General features: G+C 43.9%; 18 protein-coding genes and 6 tRNA genes. 17 read left to right on the forward strand and 7 right to left on the reverse strand.

What is annotated here, in order from left to right; all coding sequences use genetic code 11:
- Nucleotides 1-13: 13 nt before the first annotated feature.
- From EV690_RS03680 to EV690_RS03690, 3 genes are read right to left on the reverse strand one after another with little or no spacing between them, the layout of a single operon-like run.
- On the reverse strand, nt 14-916 hold the full coding sequence (locus EV690_RS03680) for an ABC transporter permease (RefSeq protein WP_131911589.1): 903 nt from the start codon (nt 914-916) through the stop codon (nt 14-16).
- A 10-nt stretch (nt 917-926) separates the two neighbouring features.
- A complete protein-coding gene (locus tag EV690_RS03685; RefSeq protein WP_131911590.1) occupies nt 927-1,844 on the reverse strand; it encodes an ABC transporter permease in 918 nt (305 codons plus the stop codon).
- 30 nt (nt 1,845-1,874) lie between these two features.
- Nucleotides 1,875-3,401 (reverse strand): ABC transporter substrate-binding protein, encoded by a 1,527-nt coding sequence (locus EV690_RS03690; RefSeq protein WP_224054888.1) that lies wholly within the window; start codon nt 3,399-3,401, stop codon nt 1,875-1,877.
- Between the two features lie 303 nt (nt 3,402-3,704).
- Here EV690_RS03690 and EV690_RS03695 point away from each other — a divergent pair, with 303 nt between their 5' ends.
- On the forward strand, nt 3,705-4,646 hold the full coding sequence (locus tag EV690_RS03695) for a LysR family transcriptional regulator (protein WP_131911592.1): 942 nt from the start codon (nt 3,705-3,707) through the stop codon (nt 4,644-4,646).
- Nucleotides 4,647-4,763: 117 nt separating this feature from the next.
- Here the strand turns inward: EV690_RS03695 and EV690_RS03700 are convergent, their stop codons facing one another.
- A complete protein-coding gene (locus tag EV690_RS03700) occupies nt 4,764-5,777 on the reverse strand; it encodes a 1-aminocyclopropane-1-carboxylate deaminase (protein WP_131911593.1) in 1,014 nt (337 codons plus the stop codon).
- 168 nt (nt 5,778-5,945) lie between these two features.
- Between EV690_RS03700 and EV690_RS03705 the strand changes: the two genes are divergently transcribed.
- A complete protein-coding gene (locus EV690_RS03705) occupies nt 5,946-6,407 on the forward strand; it encodes an Lrp/AsnC family transcriptional regulator (RefSeq protein WP_131911594.1) in 462 nt (153 codons plus the stop codon).
- A gap of 185 nt (nt 6,408-6,592) precedes the next feature.
- On the opposite strand, the gene EV690_RS03710 is transcribed toward EV690_RS03705, so the two are convergent.
- Nucleotides 6,593-7,729: a 5-methyltetrahydropteroyltriglutamate--homocysteine S-methyltransferase gene (locus EV690_RS03710; RefSeq protein ID WP_131911595.1), complete on the reverse strand. Its 1,137-nt coding sequence runs from the start codon at nt 7,727-7,729 to the stop codon at nt 6,593-6,595.
- A 137-nt stretch (nt 7,730-7,866) separates the two neighbouring features.
- Nucleotides 7,867-8,349 (reverse strand): GNAT family N-acetyltransferase, encoded by a 483-nt coding sequence (locus EV690_RS03715; RefSeq protein ID WP_131911596.1) that lies wholly within the window; start codon nt 8,347-8,349, stop codon nt 7,867-7,869.
- A gap of 413 nt (nt 8,350-8,762) precedes the next feature.
- On the opposite strand from EV690_RS03715, the gene EV690_RS03720 reads away from it, so the two are divergent.
- From EV690_RS03720 to EV690_RS03745, 6 genes are all read left to right on the forward strand, one after another.
- Nucleotides 8,763-8,839: transfer RNA gene (locus EV690_RS03720), tRNA-Met, on the forward strand.
- A gap of 32 nt (nt 8,840-8,871) precedes the next feature.
- A tRNA-Leu gene (locus EV690_RS03725) sits at nt 8,872-8,956 on the forward strand.
- Nucleotides 8,957-8,970: 14 nt separating this feature from the next.
- A tRNA-Gln gene (locus tag EV690_RS03730) sits at nt 8,971-9,045 on the forward strand.
- A 35-nt stretch (nt 9,046-9,080) separates the two neighbouring features.
- Nucleotides 9,081-9,155 (forward strand) — tRNA-Gln (locus EV690_RS03735).
- A gap of 4 nt (nt 9,156-9,159) precedes the next feature.
- Nucleotides 9,160-9,236, forward strand: a tRNA-Met gene (locus EV690_RS03740).
- 105 nt (nt 9,237-9,341) lie between these two features.
- A tRNA-Gln gene (locus tag EV690_RS03745) sits at nt 9,342-9,416 on the forward strand.
- A 126-nt stretch (nt 9,417-9,542) separates the two neighbouring features.
- Here EV690_RS03745 and EV690_RS03750 read toward each other — a convergent pair.
- Nucleotides 9,543-10,700: an FAD-dependent monooxygenase gene (locus EV690_RS03750; protein ID WP_131911597.1), complete on the reverse strand. Its 1,158-nt coding sequence runs from the start codon at nt 10,698-10,700 to the stop codon at nt 9,543-9,545.
- A 511-nt stretch (nt 10,701-11,211) separates the two neighbouring features.
- Here EV690_RS03750 and miaB point away from each other — a divergent pair.
- The 9 genes from miaB (at nt 11,212) to nadD (ending at nt 21,731) form a co-directional block, all read left to right on the forward strand.
- Nucleotides 11,212-12,642: a tRNA (N6-isopentenyl adenosine(37)-C2)-methylthiotransferase MiaB gene (miaB, locus tag EV690_RS03755; RefSeq protein ID WP_131911598.1), complete on the forward strand. Its 1,431-nt coding sequence runs from the start codon at nt 11,212-11,214 to the stop codon at nt 12,640-12,642.
- A gap of 73 nt (nt 12,643-12,715) precedes the next feature.
- Entirely contained in the window at nt 12,716-13,735 is a 1,020-nt protein-coding gene (locus EV690_RS03760; protein WP_131911599.1) for a PhoH family protein, read from the forward strand.
- On the forward strand, nt 13,736-14,209 hold the full coding sequence (ybeY, locus tag EV690_RS03765; protein ID WP_131911600.1) for an rRNA maturation RNase YbeY: 474 nt from the start codon (nt 13,736-13,738) through the stop codon (nt 14,207-14,209).
- A gap of 6 nt (nt 14,210-14,215) precedes the next feature.
- Nucleotides 14,216-15,094: a CNNM family magnesium/cobalt transport protein CorC gene (gene corC, locus EV690_RS03770; RefSeq protein ID WP_131911601.1), complete on the forward strand. Its 879-nt coding sequence runs from the start codon at nt 14,216-14,218 to the stop codon at nt 15,092-15,094.
- A 151-nt stretch (nt 15,095-15,245) separates the two neighbouring features.
- Complete coding sequence (gene lnt, locus EV690_RS03775; protein WP_131911602.1) at nt 15,246-16,802, forward strand: apolipoprotein N-acyltransferase; 1,557 nt, start codon at nt 15,246-15,248, stop codon at nt 16,800-16,802.
- 150 nt (nt 16,803-16,952) lie between these two features.
- Nucleotides 16,953-19,535: a leucine--tRNA ligase gene (gene leuS, locus EV690_RS03780; protein ID WP_131911603.1), complete on the forward strand. Its 2,583-nt coding sequence runs from the start codon at nt 16,953-16,955 to the stop codon at nt 19,533-19,535.
- 15 nt (nt 19,536-19,550) lie between these two features.
- Nucleotides 19,551-20,087, forward strand: a complete 537-nt coding sequence (locus tag EV690_RS03785; protein WP_131911604.1) for an LPS-assembly lipoprotein LptE — start codon at nt 19,551-19,553, stop codon at nt 20,085-20,087.
- 5 nt (nt 20,088-20,092) lie between these two features.
- Complete coding sequence (gene holA, locus EV690_RS03790) at nt 20,093-21,100, forward strand: DNA polymerase III subunit delta (RefSeq protein WP_131911605.1); 1,008 nt, start codon at nt 20,093-20,095, stop codon at nt 21,098-21,100.
- Entirely contained in the window at nt 21,093-21,731 is a 639-nt protein-coding gene (gene nadD / locus EV690_RS03795) for a nicotinate-nucleotide adenylyltransferase (RefSeq protein WP_131911606.1), read from the forward strand. Before holA ends, nadD begins: the two co-directional genes overlap by 8 nt.
- Nucleotides 21,732-22,147 lie beyond the last annotated feature (416 nt).

A 22,147-nucleotide genomic window follows, 5' to 3' on the forward strand; every position in this document is an offset into this window, starting at 1 on the left:
TTTTAGCTCCTGATTAACTGCGATTCTGTGGTGCATTCAAATCGCGCAGCCCATCACCTACCAAATTGATCGCCATCACCAATACCATTAACGCAATCCCCGGAATCGCAATCACCCAAGGCTGGAAGAACATATATGCTTTGCCCTCAGCCACCATTAATCCCCAGGATGGTAGCGGCGGCTGTACGCCTAACCCAAGAAATGACAAAGTCGCTTCGAGCAAAATCGCATGGGCCATCTCCAATGTCGCAACCACAATCAGTGGGCTTAAAATATTAGGTAATAACTCATGCAATAAAATATAAGGCGTTGATGCCCCGAGCACTTTAGCTGATGCAATAAATTCTGATTCACGCAATTGTTGGGTGGTGGCCCGAGCAACGACGGCAAATCGGTCCCACAACAGTACGCCAAGCAAGGTAATAATGATCGGCAGTGATCCCCCAACCAACGAGGCCATCGCCAAAGCCACTAAAATGACGGGCATCGACAGACGAGTAGTAATCAAGTAGCTGATCACTGAATCGGTTTTACCTCCGAAATAACCAGCTATAATGCCCAATGTAGTGCCAATTAACCCTGAGATAAACGCAGCTGCGATGCCTATAATCAGTGAGATTCGAGCGCCATATAATAATCGGCTCAGATAATCGCGACCTAATTTGTCCGTTCCTAAAATATGTTCCCATGACCCTTTAGCGTGCCATACCGGTGGGATCATCCGTTGACTTATATCTTGAGCATAGGGGTCATGTGGAGCGAGAATGGGAGCGAACAATGCACACAGTGCAATCATCAATAACAGCACACTACCCAGCATTAAACTATGGTGGCCTAGTACCCGTTTTAACGTTTTACGCCACATCGGGATCTCCGGCAAAACTGACTGATTGGCATTCATTGCGGTTGTAGACATAGGGCCTCCGTTATGCAATTCGCAATTTAGGATCGAGCAAGGCATTAAGCATGTCGGCTAAAAATGTCAACACGATATAAAACAGGGCGATAATAAGAACGATAGCTTGGACCACTGGATAATCGTTACGTGAGATTGAATCCCAAGCCAACTGGCCCAGCCCCTGCAATGAGAAGATCGATTCAACCACGACTGAGCCACCTAACATAAAACCAAGTTCAACAGCTAATAAGGCCACCACAGGAATAACTGCATTGCGCAATGCATGTTTAAGTATGACTTTGGTTTCACTAATCCCCTTTGCTCGCGCGGTTCGGATGTAATCAGAACCTAGCACCTCCAACATGCCGGTGCGGGTCAAGCGCATAATTGATGGCGTAGCGTAATAACCCAGAGCAATGGCGGGCAAGATGAAATTCCGCCACGAACCATTGCCAGCTACGGGTAACCAGTGCAACGTCACTGCAAATACGATGATCAAGACCAAGCTAAAAAAGAAGCTCGGCATAGCTTGACCAAACACAGCCACGAGTAACGCTAGCCGATCAATCCAAGTGTCTTGTTTAATCGCAGCAATCACACCCAACGGAATGGCAATAAAAGTCGCCACTGCAAGAGCAATACCGCCCAGCGTCATAGTAATGGGAAGACGTTGTGAAATGAGCGAACTGACCGATTCAGGGAAATAATAAGAGTTACCAAAATCAAAGTGCAACGCTCCCCATAACCAGTGAAAATATTGCACAAAGATAGGTTGATTTAAGCCAAACTGAACGCGAATTTTAGCAACCTGTTCAGCAGTCGCTTCAGGCCCGGCAATGGACGTTGCCAGATCCCCCGATAAATGTAACAACATGAAACAGACCATAGATACCGTGAGGGCAACCCCCAGCGCCATGCATAATCTGCGTAGCATATATTTCAACATATCAACCTCTGTTAGCTTAATACAGCGCAATTATTTCCAGCTTGATTGCCAAAAACGAGGCAGTTCATCCGGATAAGCTTTAAACTTCAGCTCCGAAGTGAACGCGTAGTTACTTGAATAGGTAAATAACGGAGCCCAATAGGCATTTTTGGTAATTTTATGAATCGCCTTACCATAGAGTTCTTTGCGCCGGGTGGGATTGACTGACGTATCAGCCTCAGATAACCATTTAATAACCTGTTGATCTTTATCCTCGTCGTCTGCTCCGCCTTTAAAATAGACACTGATAATCGCTGAGACATCGTTAATCGAGTATGACCCCCAAGTTTGGAACGAAATTGGCACTTTACCGGCTCGTTGTTTATCGCGTAGTGCGGCATAAGTCATAAAGTGTAACCGCGCTTTAATACCAACTTTTCTAAGATCGCCAATCACCGCTTCCACATAGTCACGGTTGCGATAAGCATAAATATCAGTTGTAAAGCCATTGGGATAGCCCGCTTGAGCTAACAACTCTTTCGCCTTTTTGGGATCATAAGGATACTTAACAGCATCTTGCTGCTCACAGCCAAACTGAGATGGGAAACATGGAGCACTCAGCGCATGGCTGCCACCACGGACCATCGATTCCGCCATACCTTGACGATTCATCGCATAGTTCACCGCTTCACGCACTTTGAGTTTTCGAAATGGCGCACTTGCTGGACTCGAGCCAATGTTATTCATGGTTAAAAAACCAACGCGCATCGTTTCGCTGGAGAGCACGGTGATATTGGGCATCTTTTTGAGTTGATCTGCTTGATCCGATGGCACTCGCCAAATCCAGTCCACTTGACCTGTCATAAGTTGTGCCACTTGCGTATCCGAATCAGGGATCACGACAAATTTAAGTTTCCCTATATGAGGCTGGCCCAGCGGGCTCTCTTTGAAATAATGTGGATTTTTCACCATATCCACTTCTTGGCCATTAATCACTTTGACAATCTGATAAGGGCCGGTCCCTATAGGGGCTTTGTCAAAACCTTTCAACCCCACTTTTTTAAAGTACTTCGCTGGATAAATCGGTAACGGGCCAGCTAAATACTCAATCGCTGCAGGAAAAGGTTTATTCAAGACGAACTCAACCGTGTATTTACCCAATTTATTAACATGTTTTATCCAGCTAATATTTTGCAGCGTAACCACTTTAGAAGAGGGTTTTAACGCATAGTTAAAGGTAAATGCCACATCATCGGCACTAAATGGGTCGCCATTTTGAAATTTCACATCTTTACGTAGATGCACGACCAAATGTGTTGGATCTTTCCACTTCCACTGGGTTGCCAGCTGAGGTTTATATTTACCCGTGTTTGGATCACGATATATGAGAGTGTCCCATGCCAGATGCCCTAAGATAACGCCTTCACGCAGGTTATTATGATAGGGGCTGATATTCTCAGGCCAACTGTTTGAGGCGTATACCAGTGTATCGTCGGATTTACCAGCAATGGCACTGGTGGAACTGACAGCAAGAGTTGAGGCAACTAATAATGAGAGTCCGTGCTTAACCAAAGACATAAGTATTTCCTTATCTTTCATTCTGGTGAAATCATCCCTCAAGCACTTTTGATAAAGTTACAAGTTCAACTCTCTTAATTCACCACCAGCGCTTGCCGAGAACTTATCAAGTGAAACAAAAAAAATCTATAAAAACAATTAATTACATGTCAATAAAGATAGCTTTAGCGAATCACTTATATTCCATGCTATGGTATTAAAAACATTGCCACAATTAGTAATTTAGCAATAAAAAGTTGCCAAATTGGCAATGATATCGCTTCATTTTTGGGCACTCATTTGGTGAGTTTCTTGGAGATTAAAATGGCATCGTTTCATCATCTAACAGCACCCGCGCTGCGCTACTTCTTAGACGTTGCAAAGTTTGGTTCAATCAGTGAAGCATCTGCGCACCTTAATGTGGCAAGCAGTGCAATTAGCCGTCAGATTTCATCCCTAGAAGAGCAATTAAACACGCCATTATTTGAGCGAAAACCTCGCGGAATGATGTTAAGTGCAGCAGGAGAATTGCTAGCTGCTTATGCCAGAAAGGTCACATTAGAAACAAACCGCGTTATTGATGAAATTGCCGCACTGGAAGGATTAGAAAAAGGCAAAGTAACGGTTGCTTCTACTGAAGGATTTAGTATGGAATTTTTGCCTTTTTGTATCAGAGATTATCAAAAGGCATTTCCGGGAATTTACTTTCAGGTGGAAGTATTTGCACCTCATGAGGTTTCTAAAGCAGTACAGAATGGGGACGCTGACATTGGTTTGGCATTCAGTTTAACCCCAGTCTCCAACATCCGTGTCATCCATTCACAGCCTGCGCCAATTTTGGCGCTCATCCCCAATCACCATCCACTGGCGAATAAAAAACGAGTAAGTCTTCGGCAAATTTGTGCCTATCCACTCGCATTGCCTTACCCTGATACAACCGTCAGGCAGCTATTTGATATTTGTGCCAGTCAGCAAGGACTCGCTTACACCCCTGCATTTGTTAGCAATTACATGTCGGCGCTTAACCAATTTACCATTTCGGGTGCAGGGATCTCTTTAGCTGGCGAGATATCGGTCCGCAAAAGAGTCGAACAAAACCTCTTTAAGGCCATCCCGATCCGTGACAAAGGAATGGGCATTCGTAATTTGGAGGTACAGATATTAGCAGGACGGACTCTGCCTAAAGCGGTTAGCTCATTTTGTCAATTCATTATCGAGCACATGAATAGTAATGAATCAGATAGCCATCAAGATATCAGCCAATGATCAACACACTCCAAGATTTCTTTAAATAATCAAAATCTTATAATAAAAAAACCATTCTCGTTTAAACTCAGAGAATGGTAAAGTCACGTGGTTTAGTGAGCAATCACATTAAACTTGCTAGCCGTTGCGATACAAATAACTATAACCGTTAATCGCTGGGACCCCGCCTAAATGGGCATATAAAACTTTTGAACCTTTAGGGAAAAAACCTTTACGAGTTAAGTCAATCAACCCTTGCATTGATTTACCTTCATAGACAGGGTCAGTCATCATCCCTTCTAATCGAGCACTCAGCCGAATCGCTTCGTTTGTTTCATTCGATGGCACTCCATAGGCAGGATACGCATAGTCATCGATAATGACCACATCATCTTTAGTAATGGGTTGCTGCAGTTCGACTAAATCTGCAGTCTGTTGGGCAATCCGCAAAACCTGCGCGTGATTCTGCTCTGGCGTTGCTGAGGCATCAATGCCGATGACATGCTTCGCACGGCCATCCGCGGCAAACCCGACGACCATGCCAGCCATCGTTGAACCTGTCACTGTGCAGACAACAATGTAGTCAAACTTAAACCCGAGTTCAGCCTCTTGCTCGCGAACTTCCTGAGCAAAATTGACGTAACCTAGCCCTCCTAATGGATGTTCAGATGCACCAGCTGGAATTGGATAAGGTTTTCCGCCTTTAGCTTCCACATCTTTAAGGGCATTTTCCCAGCTCTGACGAATGCCGATATCAAACCCTTCATCAATCAATTCAACCTGAGCCCCCAATACACGACTCATTAAAATATTACCGACGCGATCATAAACAGCATCATTAAAAGGAACCCAGCTTTCCTGAACTAATCGACACTTCATCCCAATTTTAGCGGCAACAGCTGCCACCTGGCGAGTGTGGTTAGACTGAACACCACCGATAGTCACCAGTGTATCAGCGCCTTGTTTAATAGCGTCTGGAACAATATATTCCAATTTGCGAACTTTATTGCCACCGAAAGCCAACCCACTATTGCAGTCTTCACGTTTGGCATAAATTTCAACATCTCCACCCAGATGTTCAGATAGACGGCTGAGCTTTTCAATTGGAGTCGGACCAAATGTAAGTGGATAGCGTTCAAATTTTTCCAACATAATCGATTCCTTTTACGTCACATGGTTAATTTCATCGATTATTAGCCTACCTTCTATAAAATGAAATGTGCTTTCTTATTTTTAATAATTTTTTAATTTTTATTTCTTTTAACTATTATTTTTGATAAAAATTAATAATATTCAATATTAAAATGAAAGATTATTTCGATGGTAGATTTAGATAAAATCGATCGTCAGTTACTACGCTTGCTGCAGGATGATGGTCGATTAAGCAACGCAGAACTTTCTGAAAAAGTCCATATCAGTCAAGCAACCTGTCATCGTCGAGTCAATCGGCTCTTTGAAAGCGGGTTGATTCGTTCGGTACACGCACAGATTGCCCCGAAGGCGGTAAACTTGGGGACGCTAGTAATTGTCGGAGTCGTCTTAGATCGTTCTACGCCCCAGAGTTTTGCTGATTTTGAACAAGCAATTACTCAATTACCAATGATTTTAGACTGTCAATTAGTCGCTGGAGAATTTGACTACTTACTCCGTGTGCGGGTTAAAGATATTGAAGATTTTAACGATCTACACGCCAAACAACTGATTGCACTGCCAGCCGTTCGACAAATTCGCACTTTTTTTGTGATGAAAGAGGTCATCGATAGTGCGCTTTTGCAATTTTAGAGTGTATTAAGAAAGGTGCATCGACAACATATTTTGCGCTCAGAAGATTCCTTGAGGCGATTCGGCTCAGTTTGAAGCTTTCTGCACCTGATAAATCACAATTTAGGTGATGAACTATTGAACTAAGCGAATAGATAAAAAGGCCAGCACCATCAATTGCCAGCCTTTTCTTAGACTAAATAGTTTTAGGCATCTTTCCAAATATCGGCGGCAATGTCATTAATCAGACGGATTTTATTCCATTGGTCATCGACACTCAGTTTGTTGCCTTCTTCTGTTGAAGCAAAGCCACATTGTGGGCTCAAGCATAGATTAGCCAAAGGCACATACTCAGTTGCTTCCTTAATACGCGCCTTAATTAGGTCTTTATCTTCCAGCTCCGGAAATTTTGAAGTAACTAAACCTAAGACAATCCGACTACTGTTATGATGCCAGTGACGAAGCGGCGCAAAATCCCCTGCACGATCATTATCATATTCTAAAAAGTAGCCATCATAGTTAGTTGCGAACAGCGCTTGAGCAATTGGCTCATAGCCACCAGAGAATAGCCAAGATGAAGCATGATTTCCCCGACATACATGTGTCGTGATAACCATATCAGAGGGTTTATCGCAAAGCGCGTCATTGATAATTTGGGCACAGATTTCCGCGATGCTATCAGCATCGATCTCTTTGGCTTTTAACTCTTCACGTTTGTTCGCATCAGCTAAGAACGCCCAGTTGGTATCATCAAACTGCAAGTAACGACAACCAGCGGCGTAATAGGCTCTTATAGCATCTTTATAAGTCGTGACCAGATCCGCATAAAAATCAGCTAAGTCAGGATAGATTTCAGCCACTTTTGATGACCCATCATTTGCCAGCAGTTCCTGACGCAAAATCATCGTTGGGCTAGGAATGGTTGCTTTAGCCGTATGTTGACCATCCGCTTCGGCCACTTTTTTCAAATATGCAAAATGCGTCAAGAAAGGATGATTTGCATTAAATGAAATTTGATCAATCACCCGAATGTTATAAGAAGGTGCCGCTTTACCATGGAATTTTTGATTGTATCCCTGCGTAGGAACGAACCCTTCGATTCCATTTAAGCTTTCGATGAAATCGAGATGCCAGAAACCACGACGAAATTCACCATCAGTAATCACTTTTAATCCAGCGGCTTTTTGCTGTTCAACCAATTCGTTGATTGCGCAGTCTTCAACACGAGCCAATTCTTCTTTAGAGATGTGGCCTGCTCTAAAGTCTTTACGAGCTTGATGCAGGTAATCTGGGCGTAAATAACTCCCGACGACATCAGAGCGAAATGGAGGGCGAATAGCCATGAAAAATTCCTCTTACATTTTGAGTGATATTGCACTCATCATATTAGATGGCTAGACGTCTGTTAATGGTAATTTAAACTATTATCTGAATTATGAAAATATTTCATCATCACAAATGCAGCTCTCACCATTTCTACTCACTGATTGGCAAAACGAAGTAGATCATCCCCATCAAGTCGATAGATCACCCATTCATCTTGCGCTTTTGCACCAATTGAGCGATAAAAATCAATCGCTGGCTGATTCCAGTCCAATACACACCATTCAAAACGTCCGCAACTCTTGGCCACTGCAATTTGTGCAACATGTTTTATCAAGGCTTTACCAACCCCCTGTCCTCGGCACTGTGGCGAGACATAAAGATCTTCTAAATAAAGGCCATTTTTACCGAGCCATGTTGAATAATTATAAAAATACACGGCATACCCCATCGCTTCACCAGCCACTTCACAGATCAATGCATGGGCCGTCGCACTTTTAGAAAATAAACTCTGCTCTATATCACTAATACTTGCTGTTACATCTGCTGGACGCTTTTCATAATCAGCCAGTTGCTGAATTAAACCCAAAATTGTCGCTGCATCATCAAACCTGGCGGGGCGAATCGTTACATCTCTCATAATCTCTCCAACTGATTGATCCAAATTATTTGCTATCGTTTTATTTGTCTTTTAAAAGGTAAAACCGCCTCGAGTAGATAAGAAGAGTTAGGTGTTTTAACAATCCAACTCTCAAACGATTTCTCTTTTATCTATTGGCGCCACACGCGAGTCGCTGAGCCATTGTTGGCTAAAACCTCTTGTCAAACAATGGACATATCGTTAAAAGTACAACTCAACAAACGAATAAGCGCCAGGAAAATCAAGTTATGCTGAATTTACCATCAAAAGAGATCATTAATTCGTCATTTGGTATATAATTCAGCCAAACGGGCTGAATTTGCATTTTTTTGCCAAAAAAGAGGTTGACGCTCGATGGTCATATCAGCATAATACGCGCCGCAGCAACGGAGAAGTCGCTGTGAAATGTTGTTGGCTATGTAGCTCAGTTGGTTAGAGCACAGCACTCATAATGCTGGGGTCGCAGGTTCAAGTCCCGCCATAGCCACCAAACTTGAAAAAGTTAAACAACATACTGAAAATGCGGAAGTGGCGGAATTGGTAGACGCGCTAGATTTAGGTTCTAGTACCGTAAGGTGTGAGAGTTCAAGTCTCTCCTTCCGCACCATTTTCAGAGGCTGTAGGGGTATAGCCAAGTGGTAAGGCAACGGGTTTTGATCCCGTCATGCGCTGGTTCGAATCCAGCTACCCCTGCCATACTCCTGGTGAAATATTTAGGGGTTTTTTTATACAGGGGTATAGCCAAGTGGTAAGGCAACGGGTTTTGATCCCGTCATGCGCTGGTTCAAATCCAGCTACCCCTGCCAAACTGGCTATGTAGCTCAGTTGGTTAGAGCACAGCACTCATAATGCTGGGGTCGCAGGTTCAAGTCCCGCCATAGCCACCATTATGTAGCACAGTTGTTTGATAAAATTCAAAATTTGAAAACCGGTTGACTGGCAAATCGTGATGATTATAATTTCCGCCAATCGGCATCTCGCAAGAGTCCTGTAGGGGTATAGCCAAGTGGTAAGGCAACGGATTCTGATTCCGTCATTCGTTGGTTCGAGTCCAGCTACCCCTGCCACCATTTTTTAAAAAAGCCTGTTTATGACAGGCTTTTTTATTTCTCTAAATTATTTATATTTTTTATCAAAATTATTTAAGATAAGGCACTAAACTCATTGCACCTTATCCATATACGTTCATTCAATCAATTGATCCCCAAGGCATAACGCAGTGCCTTAGTCTTAGCCACGCCAGCATGCTCAGCAACAATGATCCCCGCACGACGAATTGTTTTAACGAGTGAATGTGGATGAGAAAACCCCTTATAAAATAGATCCATCGCCGACTGCATCAATAAATTATCGCACTTACGCTGACGTTGATACTTCACAAGCAAAGTTTCAAAGGGCTCATTTAAAGAGTGCTCTTTAAAGATGCGAAGCAAAGTTGCAACATCCTTAAAACCAATATTCACCCCCTGCCCTGCCAACGGATGAATTGTATGCGCACTATCACCCGCTAAAACCACTCGGCCTTTAAAATATTGATGAACATGCCGACGAACCAATGCAAAGTTAGCCCAATCAAGCAGTTCAAACTCACCTTCAAGCGCTGGAAAAGCCGCTTGGATCTGAGTTTTTAAAGCATCTGCCTTTAACCCTTGCAGTGATTTAATCCGAGCGCTCTGGTCATACCAAATCAAGGTTCCATAATCATCATACAATGGCAACAATGCGCGAGGGCCGCTAGGGTAAAACTCCTGCCAGGTAATGCGTTCTGGAGCCTTAGCGAACTTCACATTTATACTTAAACAGCGTTGTCGATAATCCCACCCGGTAATACCAAGCCCCGTCTGCTGTCGAACGGTAGATTTAGCTCCATCAGCGCCAACTACCAGCAATGCTCGGATTGACTGCTGCTGATAGGTCAAAGTGGCATGCGTTGGTGTCTGAGTCAGCTGCCAATCATTCCATGGCAATAGCGTTACCCCAAGTTCGCGACAGCGCTGCCATAGAGCCAATTGGACGATGCGATTTTCAATCATGTAGCCTAAGTGATCCTGCCCGACCTCGTGGCAGTCAAATTTAAGTTTATCAGTTTGTCCCGCTTCCCAAGTTTGCAACCCGATATATGGCGTCAGGCGCATCTTTTCGATAAATGGCCAAGCACCAAGTTCACGAAGTAACCGCTCACTACCTAAACTAAAAGCGGATAAACGCAAATCTGGCCTCGAGTGTGGGTCAAACGCAGCCGGAGTTGAAGGGTCAATCATTGCCACTTTACGCTGCTGCATGGCAAATCCACAAGCGATGGCGGCGCCGACCATTCCGCCACCGACCACGACGATATCGTATTGTTGCATAATCTTTGGAACAAATGGTTGATAGCTATTAGTTTACTACGATAGGTCACATATCCCAACGCTATCTTTTTCATCTATATGCGACAAACTGAGGGCATTCACATTTACAATAGCATCAACAAAATATGATATTGGTTTAAACTTCATAAGCTTAGCAAGTGACATGGCTTTGTCTCTAGGGAAAGCTGAGCTTTAGCGGTTAAATTTTGTTCAAATTAAATGCATTTTGAACGGATCGTATTCTGAGGATGTTTAATGCATTAAGCCAAAACAGACAACAAAGTTCAAAGTGCATTTAAGTCAACTCGCTGGGCCGTATCTGAAGCAAACTTATCCAGCGTTATACGTTATTTTTTGGCTGATGGTTACACTGCAAACGTCTGCCTTGCCTAAAATCCGCCTCGGATTGCTGCAAAAAGAATCACAAAAGAACAACATTCCCTAGTCAGTGGGACTTGAAAAAAGTAAAATACGTCTCCATTTTCGACCTATAAACAAACTGAGTGAAAGCATGGCCAAAAAACTGCATATAAAAACCTGGGGCTGCCAGATGAACGAGTATGATTCATCCAAAATGGCAGAACTGCTGGATGCAACTCACGGCTATGAGCTCACAGAAGATCCCGCGCAAGCGGATGTGCTGTTGCTCAACACCTGTTCCATCCGCGAAAAGGCTCAGGAAAAAGTGTTCCATCAGTTGGGACGCTGGAAAAATTTAAAAGCAAGTAACCCTGAACTCGTCATCGGTGTTGGGGGTTGTGTTGCCTCTCAAGAAGGTGCGGCTATTCGCGAACGTGCCCCATTTGTCGATATCGTCTTTGGACCACAAACTTTACATCGTTTACCCGAGATGATTAAAAAAGTCCGTCAAGAACATGGTTCAGTTGTAGATATCAGCTTCCCGGAAATCGAAAAATTTGATCGTCTGCCAGAGCCACGAGCTGAAGGCCCTTCGGCTTTTGTTTCGGTCATGGAAGGTTGCAATAAATACTGCTCATTTTGTGTTGTCCCCTACACTCGCGGGGAAGAAATTAGTCGGCCACTGGACGATGTGCTCTATGAAATAGCTACATTAGCCGAGAAAGGCGTGCGTGAAGTCAACCTGTTGGGGCAAAATGTGAACGCCTATCGTGGCACCATGCACGATGGCAACATCTGTAGTTTTGCAGAGCTGTTACGCTATGTTGCGAGCATCGATGGGATTGACCGGATTCGCTATACCACCAGCCATCCAGTTGAATTTACTGACGATATTGTGGAAGTCTATAAAGACACACCAGAACTAGTCAGTTTTTTGCATCTGCCGGTACAAAGTGGCTCTGATCGGATTTTAACACTGATGAAGCGGCCTCATACCGCATTAGAATATAAATCGATTATCCGTAAATTACGTAAGGCACGTCCGGATATCGAAATTAGTTCTGATTTTATTGTTGGATTCCCCGGGGAAACCGACGAAGACTTTGCCAAAACAATGGAACTGATCGAGCAAGTTAATTTCGATATGAGTTTCAGCTTTATTTACAGCCCTCGTCCTGGGACACCGGCTGCAGATTTACCCGATGACGTTACCGAAGAGACCAAAAAGCAGCGGTTGTACATTCTTCAAGACCGCATCAACCAGCATGCAATGCAGTTCAGTCGCCGGATGCTTGATAGCGAGCAGCGAATTCTGGTGGAAGGACCATCCAAGAAAAATCCGATGGAGTTGCGTGGTCGAACCGAGAATAATCGGGTTGTAAACTTTGAAGGTCATCCCGAACTGATTGGTCAGTTTGTAGATGTGTTAATTACGGATGTGTTTCCTAATTCATTACGCGGTAAGCTGGTGCGGGATGAATCGCAAATGGACTTACGCGTACATACGACGCCAAATGCGATCATCAATAAAAATACCACTGAGCAACCCAATGAACTAGGGGTCACTACTTTTACCCCATAACTTATCAGAGATGCCATATAACGGCATCTCTATTATAAGCTTAGGAGCAATGCCGAAACGGCTTTGATAAACATTGACGAAAAACTTAAAGACTCTCGAATTTAATTTAGAACCAGCCGACAGCAAACGCCTGGCCAGCTTATTTGGCCCGTTTGACGACAATTTGCGCCAAATAGAGCGCCGATTGGGCCTTGAAATCACCTATCACAATGAACATATCACGCTTGTGGGGCAACCGACTCACGCCGAAGCGGGCCAATCCATTTTAAAACAGTTATATGTTGATACACAGCCGATGAAGGGACACGGCGTACCAGATCTAGAACCAGAGCAAGTTCATCTGGCAATTAAAGAAAGTGGTGTGTTAGAGCAGGCTCAGGAAACTCGTTACCACGAAAAACAGACCACGATTACAACCAAACGCGGTGTTATTAAGCCACGAACCCCCAATCAGGCTGACTACATTGGCCGCATCTTAAATCATGATGTCACCTTTGGCATTGGCCCAGCTGGGACCGGCAAAACTTATCTGGCGGTAGCCTGCGCAGTTGATGCCCTAGAACGCCAAGAAGTTCGCCGCATTCTATTAACTCGCCCAGCGGTCGAAGCCGGCGAAAAACTGGGATTTCTTCCCGGCGATTTAAGTCAGAAAGTCGACCCTTATCTACGCCCACTTTATGATGCCTTATTTGAAATGCTGGGTTTTGAACGCGTTGAAAAGTTAATTGAACGCTCGGTCATTGAGATCGCACCGCTCGCTTATATGCGTGGACGCACCCTCAATGATGCCTTCATCATCCTTGATGAAAGCCAGAACACCACGACTGAGCAGATGAAAATGTTCTTAACTCGCATTGGCTTTAACTCCAAAGCAGTCATTACTGGTGATATCACCCAGATAGACCTGCCAAGGCACCAAAGTTCTGGGCTACGTCATGCCATTCGAGTATTACGTGATGTAGATTCATTAAGTTTCCATTTCTTTAAATCAGCTGATGTCGTGCGCCACCCTGTGGTTGCGGAAATAGTCGAAGCCTATGAAGCCTTCGATCAATCCCAACGACGTGACAATCAGCAACAAGATGACCGTTAAATGAACGCAATTGTAGACAGGCAAATTGCCTGCGAAGAAAACGGGTATATTCCCGCAGAAGAAGAACTTACTCTTTGGGCTAGTGAAGCTTTAAAAGCATGCAAGGTCGAAGGAGAACTGACAGTTCGTATTGTTGAACCGAATGAAAGTCAAAGCCTAAATTTTCAGTTCCGGGGCAAAGATAAACCTACCAATGTATTGTCGTTTCCGTTTACCGCTCCTGCTGGAATTACAACTGACCTGTTAGGGGACCTAGTGGTCTGTAAGGTCATTGTCGAGTCCGAAGCAGACGAACAGTTAAAACCATTATCACATCATTGGGCACATATGGTTGTACACGGTTGTTTGCATCTGCTAGGTTATGATCATATAGAAGATGATGAAGCACAACAGATGGAATCGTTAGAAGTCGATATTTTAGCCACTCTTGGAATTGCAAATCCCTATGAAGATTTGCTTGATAAGGAATTATAGTCACTGATGAGCGACGAAAATTCTCATTCTGGAAGCGGTTCTGCCAAATCTTGGCTTGATAAAGTTGGCCAGTGGCTACAAGGCGAACCGCAAAATAAACAACAGTTAGTGGACGTCATTCAGGATGCCAACGAGCGTGATTTAATCGATCAAAGCACGACTGAAATGATTGAAGGAGTTTTAGAAGTTGCCAGCCTTCGGGTTCGGGACATTATGATCCCTCGTTCACAGATGATCACTATCGATATTACCAATACGGTTGAACAATTTTTACCGATTATAATTCATGCTGGCCACTCTCGTTTTCCGGTCATAAATGAAGATAAAGACCACATCGAAGGAATTTTGCTAGCCAAAGATCTGCTACTTTATGGCTTTGACCAGCACGACCACAAACTAGAACTATCTAAAATTCTACGCCCAGCCGTAGTTGTCCCTGAGAGTAAACGCTTAGATAAATTACTCAAAGAGTTTCGCTCAGAGCGTTACCATATGGCGATTGTGGTTGATGAGTTTGGAGGGGTCTCCGGTCTTGTTACCATTGAAGATATTCTTGAAGTAATTGTCGGTGATATCGAAGATGAGTTTGTTAAAGCCCAAGAGATGCGAAAGAACACCCGGCGAATTAACAGCAGTACATTTGCTGTCAATGCCCTGACTAGCATTGAAGATTTTAATGAGGCTTTTAACGCGCAGTTAGCGGATGAAGAGGTTGACACAATCGGTGGGCTCGTCACGCACGCCTTTGGCCACCTCCCCGCCCGAGGCGAAAAAATAACGATCGATGGCTATTTATTTAAAGTAAGTAGCGCTGATCGCCGCCGCGTGATTCAGATTCAGGTCACGATTCCTGAACTAGTCAAACATTCATCGGTTGATAGTTAAAGACTCAAATCGATAGACCAAGCCTAACGCATGGCATCGCCCGTTGCTTTAGGCTTTTTCATCTCATAACTTTTCGCAATTATTGGCATTTACCTGCCTTTCTCGGTTAGACTCATCTGCACTTTATCTTATCTAAAGAGGAACAGTTGTCGTGCTGAAAACTTTACCGGCCTGCCTTATTGCATTAATTGCCGGGGCAATTGCTTCATTTTCTTTTGCACCTTATCAGTTGTGGCCAATCATATTTGTCTCTTTTGCCGGGCTCATATACTGCCTTGAGCACTCGCAAGCACCTTTTCGGATTGGTTTATTCTTCGGCTTAGGCCTTTTTTGTACTGGCTTGCGCTGGGTCCATGTCAGTATGTATCTATTTGGTGGCATTCCGCTGACGGTTAGTTACTTGTTAGTTTTTGTGCTGGCATTGTATCTAGCGCTGTTCCCGGCACTGGCTTGTTATTTAGCCTGTAAATGGCCTTACCCTCGCTCCGCTGCTTTTCGCTATTTGGCTTTTCCTGCCGCATGGATGGTTGGAGAGTGGTTAAGAGCTCGTCTACTCACTGGTTTTCCATGGTTGATGCCCGGATATAGTCAGGTGAGTACACCTCTGGCAAACTTTGCCAGTATTGTGGGCGTTTATGGTGTGAGTGTTATCGTTTTATGGGTTGCAGCTGCGCTCTATAGCGCTTTGTGTTCATTTACAAAATCCACTAGTAGGCGTCAAGGACTCATCGCCCTTAGCATCATTGTTGTTGCTTTTGCCTTGGGCACCGTACTGAAAAATGTGACATTGACTCACGCGGAAAAACCGCTCTCCGTAACGCTGGTACAGGGGAATGAATCAATTGCGACAAAATGGGCGGCGCCCAATCGCATCCCGACTCTAAATCGTTACTGGAAAATGACACGGGATAGCAAAGCAGATATCGTGGTCTGGCCAGAATCGGCACTACCATTTACCGAATACGAGGCTAAAGATTACCTTAAAACAATGGATCACATATTGACCCAGCGACATCAAACCCTCATCACCGGTATTATCCATCAGAATCAACAAACGCAACAATATTACAATGCGCTGGTTGTACTGGGCCAAAAAACAGCAGATGTCGCCAAGAGTCAGCCATACCAATACAACGGTCCAGACCGTTATTACAAACGCCATTTATTACCAATTGGCGAATTTGTCCCATTTGCCTCTATATTGCGACCTCTGGCAAAGCTTTTTGATCTGCCGATGTCCAATTTTTCGCGGGGCAAACCAGACCAACCACCGATAGAGGTCAAAGGTCACCATTGGCTGTCCGCTATCTGTTACGAAATTGCCTTTGGCACCGAGCTAAATGCCATGATGAAGCCAGATATTGATACGATTTTAACCATCAGTAATGATACTTGGTTTGGTCACTCCATTGGTCCAGCGCAACACTTGCAGATAGCACAGATGCGAGCCATTGAGTTTCAACGCCCGGTCGTACGGGCGACTAATACAGGAATAACCGCATTAATTAATCGCCATGGAGAAATTAGTGCAGAATTGCCGATGTTTAAAACATTAGCTCTCAATGGCACCATTATCCCAGCGACAGGCCAAAGTATCTATCAACGTATTGGTCTGTGGCCGATTTACATTTTATTTATCATCGCGCTTATAGGCTATTGGATGGCGGCTAAACGTGTGAAAAATTCACCACAAAACAGGTTGGATTAGCCTCACTACTGATGCAAATTACAGCAAAAGAAGCAGATTATCGTACCAGTAGAACCTGTAGCTATTGTTGTCTGGGCAAGGAGCCAGTATCCTATAGGGCTTATGACCAGATTCATTTTGAACAATCTAAATTTCCGGAAATGAACACCCATGCAAGAGCAATATAACCCGCACGACATTGAACCCCAGGTCCAAAAAAATTGGGAACAAGAACAGACATTTAAAGTCACCGAACAACCCGGTAAAGAAAAATTTTATTGCCTGTGTATGTTTCCTTACCCAAGTGGTCGATTACACATGGGGCATGTGCGTAACTATACACTGGGTGATGTCATTTCTCGCTATCAACGGATGCAGGGCAAAAATGTTCTGCAACCGATGGGTTGGGATGCCTTTGGCTTGCCTGCCGAAAATGCTGCAATTAAGCACAAAACGGCACCGGCAAAATGGACCTACGAAAATATCGATTACATGAAAAAACAGCTCAAACAGCTGGGTTTTGGTTACGACTGGGATCGTGAGATTGCGACCTGTCGACCAGAGTATTATCGATGGGAACAATGGTTCTTCACCAAGCTTTATGAAAAAGGGCTGGTTTATAAAAAGATGGCCACGGTTAACTGGGATCCAGTTGATCAGACGGTTTTGGCTAACGAACAGGTCGTAGATGGTCGAGGTTGGCGTTCAGGAGCGCTCGTCGAGCAAAAAGAGATCCCACAATGGTTTGTCAAAATTACCGCCTATGCTGAAGAGTTACTGAACGATTTAGACCAAATGGATGAATGGCCTGAACAGGTCAAAACCATGCAACGTAACTGGATTGGACGCTCCGAAGGGGTTGAAATCAAATTTACTGTTGCTGGCGAACAAGACTCTTTTGAAGTCTACACCACTCGCCCAGATACAATTTTTGGTGTCTCCTATGTCGGTGTTGCCGCAGGCCATCCACTGGCCGTAAAAGCAGCCGCAACTAACCCAAAACTGGCTGAATTTATCGAGCATTGTAAAAACACCAAGGTTGCCGAAGCAGATATGGCAACGATGGAAAAGCTAGGGATGGATACTGGCCTGAAAGCAATTCATCCGCTCACAGGCGAGGAAGTGCCAATCTGGGTCGCAAATTTTGTATTGATGGATTATGGTTCAGGTGCTGTTATGGCCGTGCCAGCTCATGACGAACGCGATTTTGAATTTGCCAACAAATATAATCTGCCATTAAAAGCAGTGATCCTTGATGAGCAAGGTCAAGCCCCCGATTTGTCGGAACAGGCCTATACCGAGAAAGGAACACTATTTAATTCAGGTCAATTTGACGGTTTAGACTTTCAAGCAGGCTTTGATGCCATTGCTCAAGAGTTAAAATCTCAGGGCAAGGGTGAGAAAAAAGTAAACTATCGACTACGTGATTGGGGCGTTTCGCGGCAACGTTACTGGGGATCTCCCATTCCTATGCTAAATTTGGAAAATGGCGATGTCGTTCCAGTTCCTGAAGACCAACTGCCCGTCATTTTACCTGAAGATGTGGAAATGGACGGTGTTAAATCGCCAATCAAAGCAGATCCAAGCTGGGCAGAAACGACTTATAAAGGCGAAAAAGCTTTTCACGAAACCGATACCTTCGATACATTTATGGAATCGAGCTGGTATTATGCAAAATTCTGCTCAACCAGTGACGAAGTGATGCTCGATCCGAAAGCCGCAAACTATTGGTTACCAGTGGACCAATATATTGGTGGAATTGAACACGCAATTTTACATCTGCTTTATGCTCGTTTCTTTCATAAATTACTGCGTGATACAGGTCTAGTGGAATCTGATGAGCCGTTTAAACGGCTGCTGACACAGGGCATGGTATTAGCCGACGCATTCTATTTTGAAGACGAAAAAAACGGACAGAATTGGATTTCACCATTAGATGTTCAGGTTGAGCGCGATGACAAAGGGCGTATCACCAAAGCAACCCATGCGCAGACCGGTCAATCACTTGAATATGCGGGCATGAGTAAAATGTCCAAATCGAAAAATAATGGTATTGACCCACAATTGATGGTCGAAAAGTATGGCGCAGATACCGTTCGCCTGTTTATGATGTTTGCCGCTCCTGCAGAGCAAACGCTGGAATGGCAAGACTCAGCTGTCGATGGTGCACACCGTTTCTTACGTCGTATTTGGCGTCAGTGCTATGAATTAACCAGCGCCGGCAGCAATGAAGCTTATGATGTAACAGCATTAAGCCAAGACCAGCAAGAGCTGCGCCGTGAACTCCATAAAACCATTGCAAAAGTCAGTGATGATATTGGTCGCCGTCAAACTTTTAATACAGCAATTGCTGCTATTATGGAGTTGATGAACCGAATTACTAAACAAGATTACAGCAATGCTACAACTCGAGCGATTGGATATGAAGCAATGCAGGCAGTCATTTTAATGTTGAGCCCCATTACGCCTCATATTTGTCATGTATTATGGCAAGAGCTCGGCCACAGTGATTCAATTGAAACCGCGCCTTGGCCTGTTGCTGACAAAGAGGCGATGGTTGAACAAACCAAGCTGGTTATTGTTCAGGTCAACGGGAAACTGCGGGCGAAGCTGACCGTCGCGGCAGATGCAGACAAAGACACCGTCCAGAAACTAGCCATGGAAGACGAAAACGCGGCTCGCTTTATCGAGGGAAAAACGATTCGCAAAGTCATCTACGTTCCAGGTAAGCTTCTGAATATCGTAGCCAATTAAGCGAGATATAGCTCAATGAGTAACGTTAATCAGTGCCCTTCTGGGGCACTTGTAAGTCATCTGGCAAAACGGATTAGCCAATTAGGGATATTGGCGTTAAGTATTATATTGTTATCGGCCTGTGGGTTTCATCTGCGTGATAACTATTTGATTAATACTAAATTTCATAAACTTTATTTGGCCAGCCCAGATCCATACAGTGCCTTAACACTTGCTTTAAAAGAAAAGCTTAAAAGTAATAATGTGCAACTGGTGAATAACCCAAGTGCTAATGTCCCTATTTTTAGTCTGGGCTCACCTAAGCGTTCAAGCCGAGTTGTATCGGTTTATTCAGATGGTAGTGATGCTGAAAGTGAACTCAGTTATGAAGTCAGTGGTACTGTAACGATGCCAAATAATCAGCAATACCCTATTCAAGTTCAACTGCATCGCGACTTTACCAAAGACTCTGAACAAGCTTTAGCGAAAATGCGCGAACAGGATTTGATCAGCGAGGAAATGACTAATATGGCTGCAGAGCAGATCATTCGCCAGTTGGCCGCTATTCATTAGTTGATATGAAAGTCTATCCGGAACAATTAGCCGGACAACTCAAACAAGTTGTTCCGGCTTATTTAGTTTGTGGTGACGATAGTTTGTTATCACAAGAAGCAGCGCAAACGATCCGTCAACACGTACTCGCAGCTGGAAATGTCGAACGGTTATCGTTTCTTTATGACAGCGATTTTCAATGGGAACATATTTTTAGTCAGGTTCAAGAACTTTCGTTGTTTAGCCCACTTAAACTATTAGAAATCCATTTTGAAAAGAGCTTAGACAAAACAGCCCAACAGCAGTTAAATGAATTAAGCAACATCCTTCATCAGGATATCTGTCTATTACTGATGACCCCTGCACTTAAGAAAAATCAGCTCCAACAAAACTGGGCTCGTTGGGTAGATCAATACGGTTTAATTGTTCAAACTAATACCCCCCAAGGCCAACAGCTTAAACGTTGGATTAAGAACCGTTTAGATGGCTATCAACTTTGCCCCTGTAACGAACTTAGCGAATTATTATTCAGTTACTACGAAGGTAATCTGCTGGCTCTCAATCAGGTGATTGAGCAACTTCATTTGGTTTATCCGGATGGTCAGACTAGTGTTGAGCAGGTTGAACAGACGCTCATTAACTCAGGTCAATTTACCCAATATCAACTAGTCGATACTTTGCTGATGGGAGATATTAACCGTGCTGAACAAATTGCTCGACAAATCAATCAGCAAGGTGATGAACTCACTTTATTTAATTGGTTGCTCGATAAAGACCTGCAGGCGATTGAAAAAATCAAGCAAGGCCATCCAGCTGCCCTCATTTTCAAACACTATAAAATTTGGAATAAACGCCAGCCTCTGCTTTTAAAAGCAGCGCAAAACTTGAATATCAGTCAAATTCAATCTGCGCGATGGCAGCTTGCCACGCTTGATAAAGCCATTAAAGACGTCCATCACAGCGATAGTTGGAATCAATTTGTAGCATTGTTACTTATTTTTCTATCTCCCACTTGGAGCCCTCGTAGTGCCTAATTCTCGCTTATATTTGGGAGGATCATTTGACCCCATCCATCACGGCCATTTAAATAGCTTAGAACAACTTCGTACGCGATTGCAGTTAGATACAGCTTTCTTAATGCCAGCTTGGCGTTCCCCTCTTAAAGATGAAACCAACACTTTGGACAAACATCGCTTGGAAATGCTAGAACTGGCCATTCAGGAGTATCCAAACCTGCAAATAGAACGCTATGAAATCGAACGCCCTAGCCCTTCATATACCAGCCAGACTCTCGCTGCTTTTCGAGCACGCTACCCACAGGACTCAATTATCTTTGCGATGGGAATGGATTCTTTTCAAGCGCTGGATAAATGGGCAAACTGGCAGCAGCTAACCACTCACGCCCATTTAGCTGTATTTGCTCGGCCCGGCTATAAACTGATGCTCAATCAATCTGTCGCTCATTTTTATCATGCTCATCAGGCAGATAATAAAGAGCAACTAACCAAGCTGCCTTGTGGCAAAATATGGCTGACCGAATTAGAACCTTTTGATATGGCTTCTTCATCTATTCGCGAGCAGTTACAGTGCGATCCAAACAATGCCAAGAAAACCTTACCCTCTAGCGTTTTTGACTATATCCAACAGCACCATCTTTATTTGTAACTGACTAGGAACTGTTGAGCTTTGCGGTTGAGATTTGTTCAAAGCATACTGAAAAGCGCAACAGCGCCTAGGGACTGTTGACCTTTGGTGGTTGAATTTTGTTCAAATTAAACGCATTTTGAACGCGGCGCCCCCTGCGTCGCTTAATGAGTTAAGCAAGCAGGGGGCAACAAAGTTCAGGATGCGTTTAAATGAACCCCAAGGGCAGTATCTGAGAGGAATTTATCCAGCGTTAAACGTTCTTTGTGGAGAATAACTACACGGCACAACGTTTGCCTTGCCTAAATTCCTCTCAGATTTCTGCAAAACTAATCACGAAAGGTCAACAGTCCCTAGATAATCACCATTAAAAACAGAACTCATTTAGAACTAATTCAGTAAATATCTGTCATTGAATACGGGTTAACGATTAAAGT

This window comes from Celerinatantimonas diazotrophica (assembly GCF_004339545.1).
Classification (GTDB): Bacteria; Pseudomonadota; Gammaproteobacteria; order Enterobacterales; family Celerinatantimonadaceae; genus Celerinatantimonas; species Celerinatantimonas diazotrophica.

Bases quoted from the DNA above. Each gene is read 5' to 3' on its own strand.
- ybeY (WP_131911600.1), top strand. From the start codon at position 13,736: ATGAACGCAATTGTAGACAGGCAAATTGCCTGCGAAGAAAACGGGTAT.
- EV690_RS03690 (WP_224054888.1), bottom strand. From the start codon at position 3,401: ATGTCTTTGGTTAAGCACGGACTCTCATTATTAGTTGCCTCAACTCTT.
- EV690_RS03705 (WP_131911594.1), top strand. From the start codon at position 5,946: ATGGTAGATTTAGATAAAATCGATCGTCAGTTACTACGCTTGCTGCAG.
- EV690_RS03710 (WP_131911595.1), bottom strand. From the start codon at position 7,729: ATGGCTATTCGCCCTCCATTTCGCTCTGATGTCGTCGGGAGTTATTTA.
- EV690_RS03715 (WP_131911596.1), bottom strand. From the start codon at position 8,349: ATGAGAGATGTAACGATTCGCCCCGCCAGGTTTGATGATGCAGCGACA.
- EV690_RS03785 (WP_131911604.1), top strand. From the start codon at position 19,551: ATGAGTAACGTTAATCAGTGCCCTTCTGGGGCACTTGTAAGTCATCTG.
- EV690_RS03685 (WP_131911590.1), bottom strand. From the start codon at position 1,844: ATGTTGAAATATATGCTACGCAGATTATGCATGGCGCTGGGGGTTGCC.
- leuS (WP_131911603.1), top strand. From the start codon at position 16,953: ATGCAAGAGCAATATAACCCGCACGACATTGAACCCCAGGTCCAAAAA.
- corC (WP_131911601.1), top strand. From the start codon at position 14,216: ATGAGCGACGAAAATTCTCATTCTGGAAGCGGTTCTGCCAAATCTTGG.
- EV690_RS03750 (WP_131911597.1), bottom strand. From the start codon at position 10,700: ATGCAACAATACGATATCGTCGTGGTCGGTGGCGGAATGGTCGGCGCC.
- holA (WP_131911605.1), top strand. From the start codon at position 20,093: ATGAAAGTCTATCCGGAACAATTAGCCGGACAACTCAAACAAGTTGTT.
- EV690_RS03695 (WP_131911592.1), top strand. From the start codon at position 3,705: ATGGCATCGTTTCATCATCTAACAGCACCCGCGCTGCGCTACTTCTTA.
- EV690_RS03680 (WP_131911589.1), bottom strand. From the start codon at position 916: ATGTCTACAACCGCAATGAATGCCAATCAGTCAGTTTTGCCGGAGATC.
- miaB (WP_131911598.1), top strand. From the start codon at position 11,212: ATGGCCAAAAAACTGCATATAAAAACCTGGGGCTGCCAGATGAACGAG.
- EV690_RS03700 (WP_131911593.1), bottom strand. From the start codon at position 5,777: ATGTTGGAAAAATTTGAACGCTATCCACTTACATTTGGTCCGACTCCA.